Annotated in this window: 18 protein-coding genes and 1 pseudogene; 4 read left to right on the top strand and 15 right to left on the bottom strand. The window is 59.7% G+C overall.

All coding sequences use genetic code 11. From position 1 onward, the window contains the following. Nucleotides 1-261: 261 nt before the first annotated feature. The 4 genes and pseudogenes from ASF84_RS30200 to ASF84_RS09935 all read right to left on the bottom strand — a co-directional run. Nucleotides 262-765 (bottom strand): annotated as a pseudogene (locus tag ASF84_RS30200) (MCP four helix bundle domain-containing protein); the annotation flags it as partial. Between the two features lie 110 nt (nt 766-875). Then, a complete protein-coding gene (locus ASF84_RS09945) occupies nt 876-1,079 on the bottom strand; it encodes a hypothetical protein (protein WP_236709401.1) in 204 nt (67 codons plus the stop codon). Nucleotides 1,080-1,147: 68 nt separating this feature from the next. Further along, a complete protein-coding gene (locus tag ASF84_RS09940; protein ID WP_056837711.1) occupies nt 1,148-2,260 on the bottom strand; it encodes an FAD-dependent monooxygenase in 1,113 nt (370 codons plus the stop codon). A gap of 148 nt (nt 2,261-2,408) precedes the next feature. Further along, nucleotides 2,409-3,407, bottom strand: coding sequence for a fumarylacetoacetate hydrolase family protein (locus ASF84_RS09935; RefSeq protein ID WP_056837709.1), 999 nt, complete (start codon nt 3,405-3,407; stop codon nt 2,409-2,411). A 185-nt stretch (nt 3,408-3,592) separates the two neighbouring features. Between ASF84_RS09935 and ASF84_RS09930 the strand changes: the two genes are divergently transcribed. From ASF84_RS09930 to ASF84_RS09920, 3 genes are read left to right on the top strand one after another with little or no spacing between them, the layout of a single operon-like run. Continuing rightward, the gene (locus tag ASF84_RS09930; protein ID WP_056837707.1) at nt 3,593-4,597 is read left to right on the top strand and encodes an ornithine cyclodeaminase family protein; all 1,005 of its coding nucleotides are present in this window, start codon (nt 3,593-3,595) and stop codon (nt 4,595-4,597) included. A gap of 35 nt (nt 4,598-4,632) precedes the next feature. Next, entirely contained in the window at nt 4,633-5,643 is a 1,011-nt protein-coding gene (locus ASF84_RS09925; RefSeq protein WP_056837705.1) for a dihydrodipicolinate synthase family protein, read from the top strand. A gap of 35 nt (nt 5,644-5,678) precedes the next feature. Continuing rightward, entirely contained in the window at nt 5,679-7,130 is a 1,452-nt protein-coding gene (locus ASF84_RS09920; RefSeq protein ID WP_201783673.1) for an NAD-dependent succinate-semialdehyde dehydrogenase, read from the top strand. A 165-nt stretch (nt 7,131-7,295) separates the two neighbouring features. On the opposite strand, the gene ASF84_RS09915 is transcribed toward ASF84_RS09920, so the two are convergent. The 3 genes from ASF84_RS09915 to ASF84_RS09905 form a co-directional block, all read right to left on the bottom strand. Further along, on the bottom strand, nt 7,296-8,198 hold the full coding sequence (locus ASF84_RS09915) for a SphA family protein (RefSeq protein WP_056837701.1): 903 nt from the start codon (nt 8,196-8,198) through the stop codon (nt 7,296-7,298). 84 nt (nt 8,199-8,282) lie between these two features. Further along, nucleotides 8,283-8,648, bottom strand: a complete 366-nt coding sequence (locus ASF84_RS09910) for a Rieske (2Fe-2S) protein (protein WP_056838003.1) — start codon at nt 8,646-8,648, stop codon at nt 8,283-8,285. Between the two features lie 8 nt (nt 8,649-8,656). After that, nucleotides 8,657-9,589 (bottom strand): VOC family protein, encoded by a 933-nt coding sequence (locus ASF84_RS09905; RefSeq protein WP_056837699.1) that lies wholly within the window; start codon nt 9,587-9,589, stop codon nt 8,657-8,659. A gap of 339 nt (nt 9,590-9,928) precedes the next feature. On the opposite strand from ASF84_RS09905, the gene ASF84_RS09900 reads away from it, so the two are divergent. Further along, on the top strand, nt 9,929-10,546 hold the full coding sequence (locus tag ASF84_RS09900; RefSeq protein ID WP_082481483.1) for a TetR/AcrR family transcriptional regulator: 618 nt from the start codon (nt 9,929-9,931) through the stop codon (nt 10,544-10,546). A gap of 48 nt (nt 10,547-10,594) precedes the next feature. Here the strand turns inward: ASF84_RS09900 and ASF84_RS09895 are convergent, their stop codons facing one another. From ASF84_RS09895 to ASF84_RS09860, 8 genes are all read right to left on the bottom strand, one after another. Then, nucleotides 10,595-11,521: a 3-keto-5-aminohexanoate cleavage protein gene (locus ASF84_RS09895; RefSeq protein WP_056837696.1), complete on the bottom strand. Its 927-nt coding sequence runs from the start codon at nt 11,519-11,521 to the stop codon at nt 10,595-10,597. Further along, on the bottom strand, nt 11,518-12,057 hold the full coding sequence (locus ASF84_RS09890) for a cupin domain-containing protein (RefSeq protein ID WP_056837693.1): 540 nt from the start codon (nt 12,055-12,057) through the stop codon (nt 11,518-11,520). The genes ASF84_RS09895 and ASF84_RS09890 overlap by 4 nt, the downstream gene beginning before the upstream one ends. Before the next feature lie 60 nt (nt 12,058-12,117). Next, entirely contained in the window at nt 12,118-12,573 is a 456-nt protein-coding gene (locus ASF84_RS09885; RefSeq protein ID WP_056837692.1) for a PaaI family thioesterase, read from the bottom strand. A gap of 17 nt (nt 12,574-12,590) precedes the next feature. After that, complete coding sequence (locus ASF84_RS09880; RefSeq protein WP_056837690.1) at nt 12,591-13,571, bottom strand: fumarylacetoacetate hydrolase family protein; 981 nt, start codon at nt 13,569-13,571, stop codon at nt 12,591-12,593. A gap of 19 nt (nt 13,572-13,590) precedes the next feature. Next, the gene (locus ASF84_RS09875; RefSeq protein WP_082481481.1) at nt 13,591-14,436 is read right to left on the bottom strand and encodes an ABC transporter substrate-binding protein; all 846 of its coding nucleotides are present in this window, start codon (nt 14,434-14,436) and stop codon (nt 13,591-13,593) included. A 116-nt stretch (nt 14,437-14,552) separates the two neighbouring features. Further along, the gene (locus ASF84_RS09870; RefSeq protein WP_082481479.1) at nt 14,553-15,872 is read right to left on the bottom strand and encodes an MFS transporter; all 1,320 of its coding nucleotides are present in this window, start codon (nt 15,870-15,872) and stop codon (nt 14,553-14,555) included. Nucleotides 15,873-16,021: 149 nt separating this feature from the next. After that, nucleotides 16,022-16,978, bottom strand: coding sequence for a PDR/VanB family oxidoreductase (locus tag ASF84_RS09865; RefSeq protein ID WP_056837686.1), 957 nt, complete (start codon nt 16,976-16,978; stop codon nt 16,022-16,024). Nucleotides 16,979-17,035: 57 nt separating this feature from the next. Next, a complete protein-coding gene (locus ASF84_RS09860; protein ID WP_082481477.1) occupies nt 17,036-18,286 on the bottom strand; it encodes a Rieske 2Fe-2S domain-containing protein in 1,251 nt (416 codons plus the stop codon). Nucleotides 18,287-18,313 lie beyond the last annotated feature (27 nt).

Raw genomic sequence — 18,313 nt, 5'->3', positions numbered from 1 at the left:
CTGCATGAGCTTGAGCGAGCGCAGCACCAAGGCCGGTTCATCGTGGTCTGACACACTGATTTCCCGGGTCAGGTCGCCCTTGCTCACCAGATCGAGGACTTCTACGGCATGACTCAATGGTTGCACGATGCTGCGGGTGTACAGGACCGCCAGGCCGATCGTCATGATCGCCGCGGCCAACACCGCAAACAGCACGCCTTTGCGGGCGCTGTCGCGGGCCACGAACAGGTCTTCGGACGCGCGCTCATACCCCTGGACATTGAGCTTCATCAAATGGTCTGTCGCCATGCCAAGCTTGATGCCGTAGGCCATGGCATTGCCTTTGAGGCCAAGTACGGCGTCGCTCAGGTTGCCGGCTGCAAGCTGGGCGATGATCTGTTGCTGTTCGGCGCCATACACCTGGTCAGCCGCTATCAACTGCTCGAATGCGGCTCGCTCGGCGGCGTCGCTCAGACCTGGCGCCAGGGCGTCACGCAAAACCCGCGCATCGGCAATCATGCGTTGCAGGTTGTCCAGCCCTTCCTGCCTGGCCACAGGATCGACCACGGCGGCCATCTGTGCCATCACGGCATGGTTACGCAACTGGGCCTTGACCAGGTCGCTCAAGCGCATGATGTTGGGCAGCCATTTTTCACTGATCACCATCGACTGATCAGACATTTCCTGAATCTTGACCACTGAAAAGCCGCCCAGCAGTACGACGACCAGGGCTATGGCCCCGAAGCTCAGAACAGAGCGCGGTGCCAACTTCAGATTTCGCAGCATAAGAGTCATCCGGGAACGCGAAGGGTCCTGCCTCTTTTTCAGGCGACCCATCGTTCATGTCGGGCACGAACGATGGCTCGCCTGAAGATCATCGGCAGGCGGGTTATCTGTCAGTGGGCCGCGTGCAGTTTCCTGAGCACGACAAAGACACCGACAAAACCGCTGAACAAGCCACTGAACAGCCCGCTGATGCCATTGCCTATGGAGTTTTCAAGCGCATCGCCCGGAAAGGGCACGAGGTAGTAGGCCACGACAAAAGCCACGATGGCCGAGACGACGCCGCCGATCAGGCCGGCGGTTACAGACTCTTTCAAGGTAAGGTTCATAGCTGCTGATCGCTCTTGTTGTTATTGGAAAACCCTGAGATGTCGATAACGCGTCTTTAAATCGGCTGCCCCAGAAACTGATAAGTGGACAACAACAAGGCCGCCGATTTTTCCCGATTGCCCAGGGGGTCTTGCTGTTCATTGCGGCACAGCTGCAAGGAGGCGTCACAGATGGTCTTGCACCGCTCGTAACGACGATTGGAATACAGCTCGAGCGCCGCCTGGCCCGATTGTGTGGCGGCGATGCAGTCGGCCAGGACCACGGCATCCTCGATGGCCATGCCCCCGCCCGAGGTCATGTGCGGCGTCGGGGCATGGGCGGCATCGCCCAGTAATACAACCCGCTCACGGTGCCAGGGAGCAGGCACCAGGGTGATGTCCAGGGGCCGGAAAATGACCTGCCTGGGCTGGGTCACGCATTCCAGCGACGCACGGATCGCCGGTGCCGTGAACTCGGACAATCGCTCGCGAATCAGCAGGTGTGCCTCCGCCTCCGGAACACGCAGCGGCTCCGGGCTGTTTTCCAGGTAAAAGATGTAGCAGCTTTCCTGGGAGGTCGGGAACGAACCCACGGTTCTGCCCGAGGCGGTGCGAAACAGGCAGAACGCGTCGACTTCGGCAGGCCGTGGGGCGTTGAAGCGCCACACGCTCTGGCCGGCAAAACGTGGCGAGCAGTCGGTGCCGAACAGTTGCTGGCGCAGCCTGGAATAGACCCCATCTGCCGCCACGACCAGATCGTAGGTGGCCTCACGGCCATCAGAGAAGCGGACATCGACGCCCTCTGCCCGGTTGACCAGGCTTTGCACCGTGAGCCCTCTGTCGAAGATCGCCCCGGCGCCCTCGGCGGCCGTCTCCAGGATGCGTGCCAGCTCAGGCCGGCGGATGCCGCAACTGGGCGGCGCCGGGTTGGTGCGCAGCAGTTGCCCTGCCGAGTCGAACTGGCGGAACGCATCGAAGTGATAGCCGCTGTCGAGACAGGCCTGGGCCAGGTCAAGGCTGGCCATGGCCCGCATGGCATTGTGCAGCATGCAGATGCCAGACCCGACCATAGGGGTCTCAGTCTTGATATCGATGCAATGGACATCGACGCCGACCCTGCGCAGAGCGTAGGCGGCGGTGGCGCCACCGATGCCGCTGCCGACGATCAGGACGCGTTTGATTTCGTTCATTTCTTGTCTCCTCTCCGCTTCTGTGGCGGGTGGTAGCTGCAAAAACACACGTGTTGCGTGCGATCACCTACCCGGCGACCGTTCAAGGCCTGGCAATGTAAGCAACCGCGCTGATGCTACGGTATTACCAGGCCCTGCTGCACATGGCCTACATGAAGGCTTCGCGACGAGCCGGCCACCAGGCATCGGCCGGACGCTGGCCGATACGGTTACGCAGGACGCCCACGCCGGACACCTCCAGTTCGACGACATCGCCCGGATTCAGGCTGCGGCCCAGCTCCAGCGCAGAGCCATTGCCCATGGTGCCGGAACCGATGACATCGCCTGGCTGGACATGATCGCCGATCGAGACATAGGCAATCAGCTCTTCAGGCGTCCAGAGCATTTCGGAGGAGTCACCTTCACCCCAGGTTTCGCCATTGACGCGCACGGACATCTTGATGTCGTTGAGGTTGGTGAACTCATCGATGGTGGTGATCCATGGACCAATGCCATAGGCAAAGTCCTTGCTCTTGGTCGGTCCCATGCCGATGGCGAACTCGTTGGCTTGCAGGTCACGCGCGCTGAAGTCGTTGAAAATGGTCAGCCCGAAAATATGCGAGCGGGCGTCTTCGGGAAGAATGTTGTGCGCGCGCTGGCCGATAACCCAGCCGATTTCCAGCTCGTAATCGACCCGCTGTCCCTTGGCAGGCCAGGGCACTTCGGCGTCGTGGCCGATCACGGTCCAGGGCGAGCCCTTGAAGTAGCCGGGAATATCCAGCAAGGCCGGGGTGGGCGTAATGTTCATCCGCTCGTGAAATTGGCGGATGTGCTTGGTGAACGTCAAGCCATCACGGACCACCGAGGGATCACAGGCGGGGCCCCATTGCAGTGTGTCGATGCTGCGCGAGGCATCGTCGCCAAACGCGTGCGCGGCCTGGTGTGCCGTATCGAGAAATTGCTGACCCAGGGCGATGGCTGCCGACATGCTTTCGGGAAAGACCGTTGAGGCATAGCGCAACGCCGCTTCGCGGGTAGCACCTTGCGACTGCAGCCGCAGTGCTTCGGCCGCACGCAGGTCAATGACCCGACCTTGTTCAGGCAAGACCATGCAGATGCGCTGCACCGGACCGTCCAACCCTTCAACCACAAACCGACCCAATTTCATTGTTTTCTCCTGAGGCGCTGTATGAACACAAAACAAACTATACGTATCGTTTCGATATTTCAAGCATCCCTGCTTTTCAAATCAGGCATTTTTTCATTCACTCAACTGGCTTGTAGAGAATATTGATTTTAGATACGCTCCGTATCGTTTATAAGAATCTTCTTTGCGATATGGAGCCCTGCGTCATGACTGCCAACACTCACTCACCGGTTTTCGTTTCCAGCCATACGGCACGCGCTGTATTTCGCTGGGAAGATGCCATTGCCGCCCTGCAGCGCGCTTACGCCCATGACATCCCTGCCAAGGCCACCCCACCGCGCACGGTGGCGGTGCTGGAAAAGACCTGGCTGCGCAACCTGCCGGCCATTCCGCCGGGCAGCCGCTATTACGGCGCCAAGCTGATGGGCTCGAACATGGGTGATGCACCGCCCGGCATCGAGTACGTCATTGTGTTGTTCGATCGCACCACCAACCGGATTGCAGCCTTTGTCGACGGCAATCTGGTCACCGGCCTGCGGACCGCAGCCACGTCGGCGGCGGCACTGGATCGCCTGGCGCCCAAGCGCCCGTTGCGCCTGGCAGTTCTGGGAAGCGGGCTGGAAGCGACCATGCACACCCGAGCGTTCGCCAGCGTGCGCGAACTCATCGAAGTGACCGTCTTCAGCCCGACCCCGGAAAAACGGACCGCCTTTGCCGAGGCCGTCACCCAGGACCTGGGCATACCGGCCAAAGGCGCAGCCACCGCCCGGGAGGCCGTCGAAGGCGCAGACCTGGTACTGACTGCAGCCCGTTCACGCGATGAACAACCCATTCTGTTCGGTGACTGGCTCAAGCCTGGCGCCACCGTGGTATCGATCGGCTCCACCATCCCGGAACAACGGGAAATCGATGTGTCGGTGGTCGAGCGTAGCGACCTGATCATTTGCGACATGCGCGAAGAAGTGCTGGAAGAAACCGGTGACATGCTGGCGGCCCAGGCCGCCGGTATCGATGTGCACAGCAAGACCTACAGTCTGGCGGACCTGATGAGCGGTGCCTGCGATGAGGCCCTCGCCCGGGCCCGCACACCGATGTACAAGTCGGTCGGTGGCGGCCTGCAGGACATCGTGGTGGCCGAGCTGATCCTGACCAAAGCCCTTGAGGCCGGCCTCGCCACCGCCTTGCCAATCGAATTCGAGACAAAACGCTGATCTGTACACCCACTTACCCCCAAGGAGCCTTGTAAATGGCCAATTACAACAAGAAAGACGCCCGCGAATGGGCTCGCGAACACCTCAAGGGCGTTGCCAACGTCACCATCCCGACCATGACCTCGGACTTCAGGCGCATCAATGAAAAGGCGGTGCGCCACGATGTCGAGCTGGCCATCCAGCACGGATTCGTCGGTTCACTGTCCTGCTCGGAAGTGGCGATCACGCAGGAACAGTACGGTGAGTTCTGCCGGATCATGGCCGACCAGGCCGCAGGCCGCCTGGTGATTGTTCACCACGCGGTGTTCAACACCCTGGAAGACAACATCGAAGCGGTGAAGCGCGCCGAAGAGGCCGGCGCCGACCTGGTGCTGCTGGGCTACCCGCCGTATTTCTACCCGAAGGATTACGAAGAGGTCTTCGCCTACACCAAGGCCATTTGCGACGCCACCCGGCTGGGCGTGATCATTTTCCCGTTGCCGGCCTGGGGCTTCAGCCGCCTGCACCCGGCCGACATTCCGCTGGCTGTGCTGCGACGCATGGTCGATGAGATTCCCAACGTGGTGGCCATCAAGGCCGAGGGCGGCCTGCCCTACATCATGTCGGCCATCGAGGTGCATCGCGAGTTTCATCAAGAGGTGGTGATCTCGTCACCGCTGGAATATGAATACGTGCCGTTGGCACAGGTGATGGATATTCCCTTTTGCGGCACTAACTATTCGGCCTATTACGGTCCGCTGCTGCCACAGATCCATACCCTGATCCGCGCCGGCCAGTACGACGAAGCCACGCAGCTCTGGTACAAGATGGACCCTGCGCGCAAGGCCTTCGCCAGCCTGCCGATGGCCGCCAACGGCTTGCTCAACCGCATGATGTGGAAATACCAGGGATGGTTGCAGGGCTACAACGGCGGGCCCATGCCGCACCCCACCCAACGCGTGTACCAGCGTGACATGGCGGTGCTGCGCAAAGGCCTGGAAGTGGCCGGCCTGAATCCTACCCGCGATCTCGACGAAGCCTTTTTCGTCGGCCGCCATCCGGTGTGAGGACCACGACCATGACCAACACCAAGACAGTCACGCTGCCCCTCAAGGACCCGGACCTGCTGCGCCAGGCCATGCTGATCGACGGACAATGGGTACAGGCCGACAGCGGCCAGACCCTCGAAGTGAGAAACCCGGCCACCGGCGAGTTGGTGGCACGCGTGCCCAAGGGTGGCGCGGACGAAACCCGCCGGGCCATCGAAGCGGCCGAGCGCGCCATGCAGGGATGGCGCAAGACACTGCCCAAGGAGCGGGCCAGGGTGCTGCGCACGCTTTACGACCTGATGCTGGAAAACCTGGACGACCTGGCCACGATCATGACGGCCGAGCAAGGCAAGCCCCTGGTCGAGTCGCGGGGTGAAATCCTCTATGCCGCAGGCTTCATCGAGTGGTTTGCCGAAGAGGCCAAGCGGGTCTACGGCGACATCATTCCGCAGAATGCGCACGGCCGGCAGATTCTGGTGCAGAAGGCCCCGATCGGCGTCTTTGCCGCCATCACGCCGTGGAACTTCCCGGCGGCAATGATCACTCGCAAGGCGGGTCCCGGCTGGGCCGTGGGCTGCGCAGGGGTGATCAAGCCGGCCAGCCAGACCCCGTTGTCAGCCTTGGCACTTGCCGTGCTGGCCGAGCGTGCCGGTCTGCCGGCAGGCGTCTGTAATGTGGTCACCGGCTCGGCGCAGGCGATCGGCGGCGAGCTTACAGCCCATCCGGCCGTACGCAAGCTGTCGTTCACCGGTTCGACCGAGGTGGGCGCTCAGTTGCTCGCCCAGTGCGCGCCGACCATCAAGAAGACCAGCATGGAGCTGGGCGGTAACGCGCCCTTTATCGTCTTCGATGACGCCGATGTCGATGCCGCCGTCAAGGGCGCACTGGCCGCCAAATACCGCAATACCGGCCAGGCCTGTGTCGCGGCCAACCGGATCCTGGTCCAGGCCGGCATTTACGACGCATTTGCCAGCAAGCTGGCTGAAGCCACCGCAGCCCTCAAGGTTGGCGATGGCATGCACGAAGGCGTGGTGCAGGGACCGCTGATCAATGAAGCGGCCGTATTGAAGGTGGAAGAACACATTGCCGATGCCGTGAGCAAGGGCGCCCGGGTCATTGCCGGCGGCCAGCGGCATGCCTTGGGTGGCAGTTTCTTCGAGCCGACCGTGCTGATTGATGTGCCACGCGAAGCTCTGGTGTTCAGTGACGAAACCTTCGGTCCGGTGGCACCGCTGTTTCGCTTCACATCAGAGCAGGAGGCGCTGACCATGGCCAACGACACGCCCTTTGGCCTGGCGGCCTATGTCTATGCGCGCGATGTCGGGACCATCTTCCGCGTCATCGAGGGCCTGGAAGTGGGCATGATCGGCGTTAATGAAGGCATCATTTCTACGGAAGTTGCTCCCTTTGGCGGCGTCAAGGCGTCCGGCCTGGGCCGTGAAGGCTCCCTGTACGGTATCGAGGACTACCTGGAAATCAAATACGTGGCACTTGGAGGGCTCTGACCTCCCGGCCCGGCAGTGTTCTGCTGCCGGGCCATTTGCTGCACCTTCTTCTGTGCCGCCCCCTTCCCTATTGCTACACGGACATGGCGAGCCACCGGAACACTATTGTTCAGGCATGACAAAAAACGCCTGGCCATAAGGCCAGGCGTTTCGGACCGTTCAAACCTAGAACTTGACGAACCCATTGAGCATCAGGGTATCGCCACCCGAGGTATTACGGGCATACACATCTTTCTGGTACGCCGCGACAAACCCCCAGTCCCGACTGCCATACCCGACTTGCGGACCTATTTTGGTCGAGCGGGTGCGATTACCGATGTCCTGCCCATTGGACTGATCATCGTTCAATTGAGTCGCCACGTAACCGCCAATACCCGCCAGCCAGTTCTGACCGATCCGGTAGTTGAGGCCGTAGTCGGCAACGACCTGGATACCGGATTGGTAGTCAGTGGCCTTGTTCTCAAAACTGTAGTTGGCACTGATCTTGGAACTCAGCTCCAGTTTTTCGGCAGCAAACCAGGTAAAGGCGTACCCCACATAAAGTGCGCGCGTATTGTTGCCGGGATTGACCAGTTCATGTTCATCGTACTTGCCCCATGGCTGGATAAGTTCAATGTCGATGTTCTGCAAGTACCGCGGTGACGCCCAACTGAGCAGAAAACCAAACATCGGGTCGCCCATGCCGTCCGAAGAGCCGCGCCCATACGGGCCGAGCGCCGGAATGTCGATATGCCCGTCTACATAGGGCAGAGCCGCCTGCAGCGAAACATTGGCACCCAGAAACTGCGGCCCGTCGAGGGTATGCACCAACCGCAGCGCATGCGCGTGAATCTTGCCGCTGGCCTTGGGAAAGACCTTGTCGCCCTGACCGTCGCGAACCGAGTTGATATCGATCAGTTTGTTGTAACTGTACAGGTGGGTTTCACCGGGCGCGCCAATGGCCCCGCTCATGACGGTCACGACACCCGACGGGTAACTGGACGTTCCCCCTTCGAGGGCCTGCGCACGAGCAGCCACCACTGCACTGATGAGACAAACAGCGAGTTTGAAGACACCGGTATTGTTCATGAGGCACATCCTTTATTGTTTTTGTTTTCATGCAGGTTGAAGCGGCGCCGGCACACGGTTGTGCGCCTGCGCAGGACAGAACATTCAGAGCGATGCAGTATGTGTGAGAATAAAAACAGTGCCCGACTGATCGACTTCAATGGTCAAGGGCGTCAGCCGCTCGCCCAGGCAAGGTCCGCTGATACACCGCCCTGTTTCAATTTCAAACAGGGCGTTATGTCCGTGGCACACGATGTAGCGAGCCGACTCATCCAGGTAGTCACCTTTTTTCAGTGGCAGGGTCGCGCCGGGCCAGTGCGGGCACGAGTTGCGATAGCCATGGATCACACCGGCCTGATTGACCAGGAAAAAGTCATCCGGCCCAAAGGCAGACAATCGGAATCCTTTTGACTGCCCTTCTGGAAGATCGCTGATAGAGCAAACGCTGTAGCGGGTCGATGATGCGTGCATGGCATCGATCAGCCGGGCTTGCCACCGGGCGCCCATTGTTCACGCCAATGGAACAGGAAGATCTGCGAGTTATCGATGACGCCAGGGGCCACACGGGGTGTCCATTCATCATCGTGTTGGTCCATGTCGGCGTCGTACTCGATATGGCAGCCCAGCGGCGTATTGAAGTACCAGAACCAGTTCGAGCCAAAGCGATGGCGTCCGGGGCCCCAGAAGGATTCATAGCCTTTGTTGACGAACGCATAGCCGGCGCTGAGCACCTCGGTAGGCCCCCCCATGTGGAAGGTGAAATGTTCGCACCCTTGCAGGTGGGGCGGGGTCTGGATAAAGAACAGCGTGTGATGATCGAACGTCCCGGCAGGACGCAGGAACGGCCCCATCCCGACGAACTTGTCGGTCAGCTTGAAGCCCAGGCGGCGGGTGTAGAACGCTTCGGCCTTTTCGGAATCGGGCACGAAATACACCACGTGCGACAGTGTGCGCGGGCGCGCCACCAGGGGCGTGGCAACATCCGAAGGCACGCCGGTGGTGTTGGCAGGACGACGAATGTCACCCGGCGCATTGATGGCCTCGGCAGGAAGATTGATCGGTCTGCGCACCGTCACCTGAAAGCCCAGGGCAAAACCCAGGTCGTCCACCAGCTCCAGCGAGCCGTCAGCCAGCACCTTGACCTCACGCTCGCCTTCGAATTCACGTTTGATCTGTTCAAGCACTGAAGCATCACTGACGCCATAGACGGTCTTGCGCAGCATATTGCTGGTGGGCAGTTCCCACGCTGGCAAGTCAGGGTCGTTGCGATGCCTGATTTCCACGCCCGTGCCATCGAGCGCCTCGAAGCGCCCGTTGCCGACGGCCTGCAAGCCATAATCCACCAGGAAGCGCTCGCAAAGCGCCACATCATCTACACCAAAGACCAGCCTGTCCGGACCTACGATATTCATTCGATCACCTTTGTTATTGTGTTCATCTTGCCGGGTGCCGTTTTCGGCCCGGTGGTACGCGCTGGATCACTGAAGCTCAGCACGGGAAGACTGAAACCAAATCTAAACGGGCCGTATCGTTTTGTAAAGGGGTTTGCTACACTGCTTTTGTTGCTTATTTCAGCAACCGCCTCTGTTCTTCCACAGAGCCTACAGATCAGGAATGATTGGCAGCGCCCATGGCACTGTCATAGCAAGTTTCTGGCATTGAAAATATACTGACCGACACGTTTCGTATGCACCCTGCCCCAGGCTGCCGTAACGAACAGGTGCAGAACAGTCAACGTGAAAGGATCCGTCATGCAGGTTAACAAGATGGCATCGAACGAAAAATCAGCCGTCGGCCGTCCTCGCAGCGAAGCGACGCGTCGCCAGATACTCGACGCGACCATATTGCTTCTTCAGGAAAAGTCGATCCAGGCCATCTCGATCGAAGCAATCGCACGCGAAGCCGGCGTCAGCAAGGCGACCATTTATCGATGGTGGGATTCCAAGGCGCTGATTGTCATCGACGCGTTCATGGAGAACCACCTGGTCAAGACCACGGTGCCCCGTGAACTGGCGCCCAAGGACGCGCTGGCCTACCACTTTCGCTCGCTGGTCGAGCAATACGCAGGCTGGCCGGGACGCCTGGTGGCCCAGATCATTGCCGAGGGCCAGTCGGACCCTTCGATCCTGCGCGCCTTCCGTGAGCGCTTTCACTACGGCCGCCGCGCCGTGGTGCGTGAGATTCTCGAAGACTGGAAAGCGACGGGCGAGATCGCAGCCGATACCAACATAGAAATCCTCATGGACGTGATCTATGGCGCGGTCTACATGAGGCTCATGCTCGGCCATGCACCGCTGGACGAGCAATTTGCCACGTCGCATATCGCCTATGTCTATCATTTGCTCGGTATTCCTGACTCACAGGCTTGAAAGCGCCGGCCCTCAGGGCCGGCAATAAACCGGTCGGCAGCACGCCCGTCAAAAAGCAGTATTGTCTCGCCCTTTGAGCGCAAGCATTTCACGCGCCTCGGCAGGGGTCGCAATTTCGATGCCCAGCCCTTCGAGAATCTCGCGAATCTTGCGCACCTGGGCAGCGTTGGATACAGCCAGCTCGCCACGACCGATATAAAGGCTGTCTTCGAGCCCCACCCGCACATTGCCGCCCAGCAGCGCACTGAGGGTCGCCAGGGGAATCTGATCCTTGCCGGCGCCCAGCACCGACCAGTGATACTGATCGCCAAACAGCCTGTCGGCTGTGCGCTTCTGATGCAGGACGTCTTCGGCATGCGAACCAATGGCCCCGCGCAGCCCGAAAATGGTCTGGATGAACAGCGGCGGCTTCACCAGGCCCTGATCGAGAAAGTACTTCAGCGTATACAGATGGCTGACGTCGTAGCATTCAAACTCGAAGCGTGTGCCGGTACTGCCAATGGTTTCAAGGATCCACTCGATGTCGGCATAGGTGTTCTTGAACACCAAGTCCTTGGTGGCTTCCAGGTGTTGCACTTCCCAGTCGTATTTCCAGTCCCTTTCCTTCCTGGCCATCTCGGAAAGGTTGAGGTTGATAGACCCCATGTTCAATGAGCACATCTCCGGCTGCAGATCGATGCCGGCGGCCGCGCGCTCATGGATCGGCATGCCGGGGCCACCGCCGCCGGTGGAGATGTTCACGATGGCATCGGTCTGCTGCTTGATACGGCTGACGAACTGCCTGAACATCTCAGGGCTGCCGGTCGGGCGCCCGTCTTCAGGGTTGCGGGCATGCAGATGGACAATGGCCGCCCCGGCGTGCACGGCATCGATGGCCTGTTGCGCGATCTCATCGGGCGTGACGGGCAAGTAAGGCGACATCGAGGGCGTGTGGGCACCACCGGTAATGGCCGCAGTGATAATTGCCTTTCTCATAATGCCTCTCCTTCCTGCAAGGCCATCAGCACAAACAGCATGCGACAGTTTTTTCCCGATTTATTGGACCAGCTATGGTTCGTGGCGCGCTGGATAAGCACGTCCCCGGCCTGCATCAGGGTTTCGCCCTGATCCAGCAAGGCATGGATTTCGCCTTCGAGCACCACGGCATAATCGAGCGACTCCGTCTTGTGAAACCAGAAGTGCCTGGGCTGAGCGGTGTCTCGCACGCCTTCCTGATCCAGAAATTCGAGCAGCTTTTCCTGGTCGTAGGTTTCATCGGCCGGAAAATCCACGATGCGCAGCAATGACCCGCCTTCAGAGTGAAAGGCAAACTTGTGCCCGGCCGGTGCAGGCTCACCGCCCGGCGCCCGTCCTTGTCCGGTCGCCCATAGCACCTGGGCAATCGGCTTGCCTGGCTCGGCCACGACATTCAGTGCAACGCCATCGCTTTCGATGATGGATTCACCTTGTGCGTTATGACCGGTCACGATCCGGCGGACCGGACGGTAGGGCGCAGAAGCGGTTATATTCATACCAGCACTCCATATAAACGATACGTATCGTTCAGTATATAGTTAAAATTTTTTGGCTTTTTATCGGCATTCCAGCACGGCGAAGGTCGCACACGCATTGGCCACGCGCTTGTTGCTTTCGGGGTCAAGCAACTCGGCACGGGCAAAAGCGACTTGCCGCCCCACCCGGTCCACCTGCCCGATGACCTTGAGCCGCGCAGGACCGGCAGCGGACTGCATATTGACGGTGATACTGGTCGTGGCACAGGTACGACCGGCCGGCAGTTGGCTGAGCACGGCAAAGGCCATGGCGTAATCGAGCATGGTCATCAGCGTGCCGCCCGCCACGACGTTATTGCCTTGCAAGTCTGCTCCCGATGCCCTGAAGCTGAGTTCCAGATACCCTGGCGATCCTTTCACCAGGCGCACATCCAGTTGCCTGAGATGCTCGGTCATCTCCAGCGCCACATCGGACGCTTCTTCGCCGAGCAGGCGCTCCAGCAAGGCGCGGTCAGGGTTATCGATCAGTGTGTGCATGGCAGGCCCCGGCGCGTTCACACAACGCACTTCTGTCGTTGATGCCCCAGGCCTGTGATGGTGCCCTCCATGACATCGCCGGCTTCAAGGAAGCGATTGTAGTGAGTGCCATTTCCGGCCGGCGAACCGGTGCAGATAATGTCACCGGGCAACAGGCGTGCATAACGGGTGATATAAGCGATCTGCTTTTCGATATTGAACAGCATGTCGGCGGTCGTCTCGTCCTGCATCACAGCACCCGAAACCGTCAGTTTCATCGACAGCTCATAAGGGTTTTCAATGAAGCACCTGGGCACCAGATAAGGACCGATCGGCAGGAACCCTGGCTGACCTTTGGAGCGCAGCCAGTCGGTCCCCAGCATCTTGTAGTCTGTCCTGGGGATAAGGTCGCGGGCTGAAATATCGTTGACGATGGTATAACCGGCCACGTAATTCATGGCGTCGGCTTCGCTGACGTTATAAGCCTCCTGACCGATCACCACGGCCAGCTCGAGCTCCCAGTCAGGCTTGCGGGTGGTGGGCGGCAGTACCAGATCGTCGTAGGCACCGGAAATGGCCGAGACCGGTTTGGTAAAGACGTACGGCTCCCCATGGGCCACGCGCTTGTCCATCATGTCCTCGGCCCATGCCCGCAGCTCATCGTCGTTGAGTCCTTCAGGACCCACCTTGGAGTCAACGGTCAGGTCCACGACATGCTTGCGGTAGTTGGCGCCGGTGCAAAAGACCTGACGCGGCAGATCCACAGGCGAATGGAAGCGCAACTCGCGCTCATCGGTCCAGTCATGCGCAGACGCCTGGTGCACCAGTTGTTGTAAATCTTCAAGGCTGCGCGGCCAGTCATCGAGCAGCGACAGCACGGTTTTGTCGATCAGCCCTGCAAATCCATACTCTTTTGCCAGGTCGCCAAGGTTGGCCACTTTGTGGTCAACCACCACCCCGGCAAACTTGCGCGAGGGATCCTGGGCCGTTGAAAAGGTGCCGAGTGCAAATGTTTTCATTCATATCCTCCGGGGGTAGTCACTTGAGCAGAGAGGTATCGACGAGCGACGCGTAAGAGGCCTCTGCCCCCAACAGGCCCAGTTGCTTTCTGTGGGCGATCAACAGTTCGATGCCCTGTACGCTGGGCACCAGGGTCGTCGGAAAGGTGTCGATCATCGCCTTGACGGCGCTGGCGGGCATGGACTGGCTGGCCAATGCCGATTCAAGCTTGTTCAGGTTGCCCCCGATGCCGCGTACGGCCTGCGCGAGCAAGGCGATCCAGGCTTTGAGGGCCGGATTGTTGAGCAGTGTGGTGCGCCTGACGACCACGCCCTGCCCGGGAAACAGTGGGTAAGCAGCTTGAATGCCGGCAATGGTCACGAGCCCTTGGGCAAGGGCGAGTGAATCGAATGGCGGGCCCAATAACGTGGCGTCCCCTTGTCCGTCGACCAACGCCTGAAAGCGCTCCTTGACGCCCCCGACAGGCACCAGGGAATAAGCATCCCTGGCCAGGCCCGCCTCACCCAGCAGAGCCCTGAGTGCAATGACGAAACCATTTTCGGGTGCATCGACGAGGATGCTGGCACCTTCCAGGTCCTGAAGCGCTTGTACCTTCGATCGGCCGATCAAGCTCAAAGGTGTGGTGCTCTCGATCTGCGCCACAATGACAAAGTCCTGCGGCCCGGGACGCAGGTTCCAGTGCAGCACGTTATCCATCGATGTTACAGCCGCGTCCATTGCACCGCTGGACAGGGCTTCGAACTGCTCATCGGAAGACAGGGTCTGCCTTGATTGCAGTTCGACACGATCAGAGGCTTCCCAGGAGGCCGCAATGGACACGGCAGGCGGTACAAACCAGATGACACGAAGCATATTGTTATTCATTGTTATGACTCGCAGATGTGGCACCAAATATAATACTGAACGTATCGTATCGTCAATCTGTCTGACCGAGTGAAATGCTGCCGGGTGGCAGGCAGTGGCCCGGATATCGCCAGTCATTACCTGGCGGGATTGACCTGGTGCTTCGGCAGTGCAAATACGACCACGCTGCCGATCAGGATCAGGGCGCTGAGCAGAAGCAGGGCAAGACTTGCACTGCCACTGCTGTCTTTCATCCAGCCAACCAGCGCCGGAGAGAGAAATGAAGCCACGCTGCCGCATGAGCTGACAAAGGCAATGCCTATGGCAAGATCCCGGCTCGAGATAATGCCTGCAGGCAGTTGCCAGAACATGGCAAGCGCCGTCGTGGCGCCCGCGCAGGCCAGCACCATGCCCAGCATGACAAGCAACAGACTTTGAGGCGCCAGGGCGGTCAGCGCGATACCGATAGCCGTCGCCAGCAGAGGAATGAATACGTGCCATCGGCGTTCACGCCGACGATCCGAAGAGCGCCCTGTCAACACCATGCAAAAACAGCCGACGAGGTAAGGAACGGCACTCAGCACACCGATCTGATGGCTGTGAGCGACACCGGCACCCGAAATCAAGGTCGGCATCCAGAAGGCAACAACCCCCATGCCGAGCATCACGGCCGAATAGATGACAATCAATAACGCGACCTGTGGGTTACGCAGCAGCGTGCCGAAGCGACCCCGTTCATCGATTGATGCCTGCCCGCCCACGAGTTGCCCCAAGGCAATGCGCTCATGCTCGGCAAGCCAGCGCGCTTCGTTGAAGTTGTCCGGTAGCACGCTCAACACAACCAGCCCCAGCAACACCACTGGCAAGCCCTCGAGCAGGAACATCCATTGCCAGCCACGCAAGGTGCTGCTGTCAGAAAAAGCCTCAAGAATCCAGCCAGAAACGGGGGCGCCCACCACACCTGCCATAGGGACGGCGATGGCAAACCAGGCGGTCACCTGAGCGCGTCGGTTTGTGGCAAACCAGCGATTGATAAACAGCAGAATGCCAGGGAAGAACCCTGCTTCTGCGACCCCCAGAAGAAATCGCAAGACATAAAACGCCAGAGGCGTTTCCACCCCCATCATGCCGGCAGACATCAAGCCCCACGACACCATGAGAAACGCAATCCAGCGACGCGGGCCGACTTTATCAAGCACCATGTTGCTCGGCACACCGAACAGCATGTAGGACACAAAGAACAACCCGGCGCCGAGCCCGTAGACACTATTGCTGAACTGCAAGTCAGCACTCATCTGGATTTTGGCGAAACCGATATTGATACGGTCCAGGTGCGCAAACAGATAGCAGATAAAGAGCAGCGGAATGAGCCTGACGGCATTCTTGCGGTGAATCAGATCAGGCAACGCCTCATTATCAGGCTTCACTGTTTGTGTGTGGGCGTCGATCAAAGACATGCCGGTCTACCTTATTATTGGATTTATCAGGGCTTTGTTTGATACCCGCGCCTCAAGCGACCACGGGCGTGGCCATGCAAGACTCGTTGCACAGCCATTGAAAGGAACCGCTGGACACGACCTGTGTGGTCATCGCTGGAATGCGACGTTTAAATATCCAGTACCAGGCGCGAGGACTTGCTACCGGAGCAACAGACGAACATCGACTTGCCTGCCTGGCGCTCGTCATCGCTGAGGATAGAGTCACGATGGTCAGGCTCGCCTTCCAGCACAGCGACTTCGCACGCGCCGCAGATACCTTCTCTGCACGAATTCATGACCTCGATGCCGCTGGCAAGCATCGCCTCCAGAAGGCTCTGGCCTTTGTCAACCGCAAGGGTTTTCCCTGACCGGGCCAGGTGCACCTCATAACCCCCTTCGCTGGCCATTTCGTGAGTGGGCACAAAACTTTCAAAGTGCACGCGTGTGGAATCCACCTCGGCGGCGGCCTCCTTGTAGGCCTTGAGCATGCCGGCCGGACCACAACAGTAGTAGTGCCGCTGGCTGGCGTCGGCAGCGAAGATCCCGCGCAGCGTTGCCATCGTTTGCTCGGGCGTCAGGGCGTAGAGCAACTCGACATTGTTTCGCGACGCCGCATCGATCCGCTCAAGCAATGCCGCATGCCTGGATTCACGGGCGAAGTAATAAAGTGTCCACGGCTTGCCCTGCGACTCCAGTTGCTGGGCCATGCTCCACAGTGGCGTGATACCGATACCGCCGGCGATCAATACCGTTGCGCAGGCAGCCGGGTCCAGCGCAAACAGGTTTCTCGGCGCGCCAACCTGCAACGTGGCACCGCATCGCAACCGTTCGTGCAAGTACCTTGAGCCGCCGCGACTGGCGGGATCTCTGGCCACGGCAATCACATAGCGGTTTTTATCGTCGGGATGATTGAGCAGGGAATAACTGCGGGTCGGCATGCCTTCAATGACCACATCGATGTGCGCACCGGCCGTAAATGGAGGCAGTTCAATGCCAGAGACTGGCCGCAGATCAAAGGCCAGTACCTGTTCGGCCTCATGGGTAATCGATTTCACATAAACCGGATAAAGCATGGAAGCTTGCATGATGACCTCAAGCGGCAGTGCACAGAACAGCGCCGGCCTGGCCGGCGCCAGCGCAAATCAGGCAGAGAACGCTTTTCGACGCTCATCTTGCTGTCTGTCGGTAAATACCCGGATATCGGTCTGTACCGGAATCATCGCTGCCAGCGCACGCAGTGCACGGTAGTCGGACTGCTCGGCCTTTAGACAGTCCTCACCCGCTTCGCTCAGGCGTATCCGCTCCATCAACTCACGCCGCAGGCGCACGATGGCCAGATCGCCACTGCCCAGAAACTCACGGGTACGGTCGACAATCGGAATGCTCTCGGCCACGGCGTAGTCTTCGAAAATCACGCCAGGGATGCCGCTCCAGCTTTCACCGGCACGCATGGCCGCCCGGTCCTGCCCATAGTTCGGCGTGCCCTGGCGTGAAGCGGCGAAGTTGTCGTCGGATTCATCAGTGCCCAGCAAGGCGAAATCCGGCAGGTTCTGGTCGATCGGTTGACGAGTGTCCCAGTAGACGTACCACTGCAGGCTGCGCGTGTTATTGACCGGCACGACGATAATGACGAAGCCGGCTTCCGCGTCGGTGGTGCCAATGAAGGCGGTGCCTGGTGCCACGAATTCGGTCACGCGCAGGTAGTCCTGCTCGCCGCCGCTGGTGCGCAGGGAGTAGGAACGAAGGCCGTAAGGTCGGCTTTCCAGGGTGTATTTCGGCGTGTCATTGCCCGACACCAGTTGCAGCCCGGCTTGAGGAAGGCGCTTGTCTGCCGTGGTGTCGGCATGCAGCAGGCCAATGTGGGCCGAGTCCAGCAGCGTCTCGAGATTCTGCAGCCAGTTGGCCTCGTTGTAGGACGCTCGTGGCCGGCAATGCTCGCGGCCCAGGTAGGTGAAGGCGTAATCGGTGAACGCGGGCGGCTCACCCTCACCCAGATAGACCCATACGATCGCGCCCCCCTCTCGCACCCGGAAACCCTGACCTTTTACCTTGTCGCAAAAACCCTGGTCTTTCTCGGTGGGCATCTTCACGCAACGGCCTTCGGCATTGAAGCTCCAGCCATGAAAAATGCAGGTGAGGCGATTGTTCTCGTTACGCCCCAGCGCCAGCGAGACACCGCGATGGGGACACGCCTCGCGCAGAAAACCGGCCTCACCGTTGTCGCCACGAAAAGCCACATAGTGCTCGCCCAGCAGTTCGACTTTGACCGGTGCTCCCCCCGGCTCCAGGGCGGCGCTGCGCAACGCCGGAATCCACTGTCGTTTCCAGTAGCGGTTCAGAGGCGTGCCTGGAGAGACATCGGTTAACAGACGGTTCTGTTCAGCAGTGAGCATGGTCGGGTCCTTTTTATTTTTCAGGCT

This window comes from Pseudomonas sp. Leaf127 (assembly GCF_001423155.1).
Taxonomy (GTDB): domain Bacteria; phylum Pseudomonadota; class Gammaproteobacteria; order Pseudomonadales; family Pseudomonadaceae; genus Aquipseudomonas; species Aquipseudomonas ovata.
Note: the sequence above shows the minus strand (reverse complement) of the source record. Positions and strands in the feature narration are given on the sequence as shown.

Coding starts and splice junctions, on each gene's coding strand:
- ASF84_RS09910 (WP_056838003.1), bottom strand. CDS start 8,648: ATGCACGCATCATCGACCCGCTACAGCGTTTGCTCTATCAGCGATCTT.
- ASF84_RS09875 (WP_082481481.1), bottom strand. CDS start 14,436: ATGAATAACAATATGCTTCGTGTCATCTGGTTTGTACCGCCTGCCGTG.
- ASF84_RS09905 (WP_056837699.1), bottom strand. CDS start 9,589: ATGAATATCGTAGGTCCGGACAGGCTGGTCTTTGGTGTAGATGATGTG.
- ASF84_RS09940 (WP_056837711.1), bottom strand. CDS start 2,260: ATGAACGAAATCAAACGCGTCCTGATCGTCGGCAGCGGCATCGGTGGC.
- ASF84_RS09915 (WP_056837701.1), bottom strand. CDS start 8,198: ATGAACAATACCGGTGTCTTCAAACTCGCTGTTTGTCTCATCAGTGCA.
- ASF84_RS09895 (WP_056837696.1), bottom strand. CDS start 11,521: ATGAGAAAGGCAATTATCACTGCGGCCATTACCGGTGGTGCCCACACG.
- ASF84_RS09935 (WP_056837709.1), bottom strand. CDS start 3,407: ATGAAATTGGGTCGGTTTGTGGTTGAAGGGTTGGACGGTCCGGTGCAG.
- ASF84_RS09860 (WP_082481477.1), bottom strand. CDS start 18,286: ATGCTCACTGCTGAACAGAACCGTCTGTTAACCGATGTCTCTCCAGGC.
- ASF84_RS09885 (WP_056837692.1), bottom strand. CDS start 12,573: ATGCACACACTGATCGATAACCCTGACCGCGCCTTGCTGGAGCGCCTG.
- ASF84_RS09865 (WP_056837686.1), bottom strand. CDS start 16,978: ATGCAAGCTTCCATGCTTTATCCGGTTTATGTGAAATCGATTACCCAT.
- ASF84_RS09925 (WP_056837705.1), top strand. CDS start 4,633: ATGGCCAATTACAACAAGAAAGACGCCCGCGAATGGGCTCGCGAACAC.
- ASF84_RS09930 (WP_056837707.1), top strand. CDS start 3,593: ATGACTGCCAACACTCACTCACCGGTTTTCGTTTCCAGCCATACGGCA.
- ASF84_RS09890 (WP_056837693.1), bottom strand. CDS start 12,057: ATGAATATAACCGCTTCTGCGCCCTACCGTCCGGTCCGCCGGATCGTG.
- ASF84_RS09880 (WP_056837690.1), bottom strand. CDS start 13,571: ATGAAAACATTTGCACTCGGCACCTTTTCAACGGCCCAGGATCCCTCG.
- ASF84_RS09900 (WP_082481483.1), top strand. CDS start 9,929: ATGCAGGTTAACAAGATGGCATCGAACGAAAAATCAGCCGTCGGCCGT.
- ASF84_RS09870 (WP_082481479.1), bottom strand. CDS start 15,872: ATGTCTTTGATCGACGCCCACACACAAACAGTGAAGCCTGATAATGAG.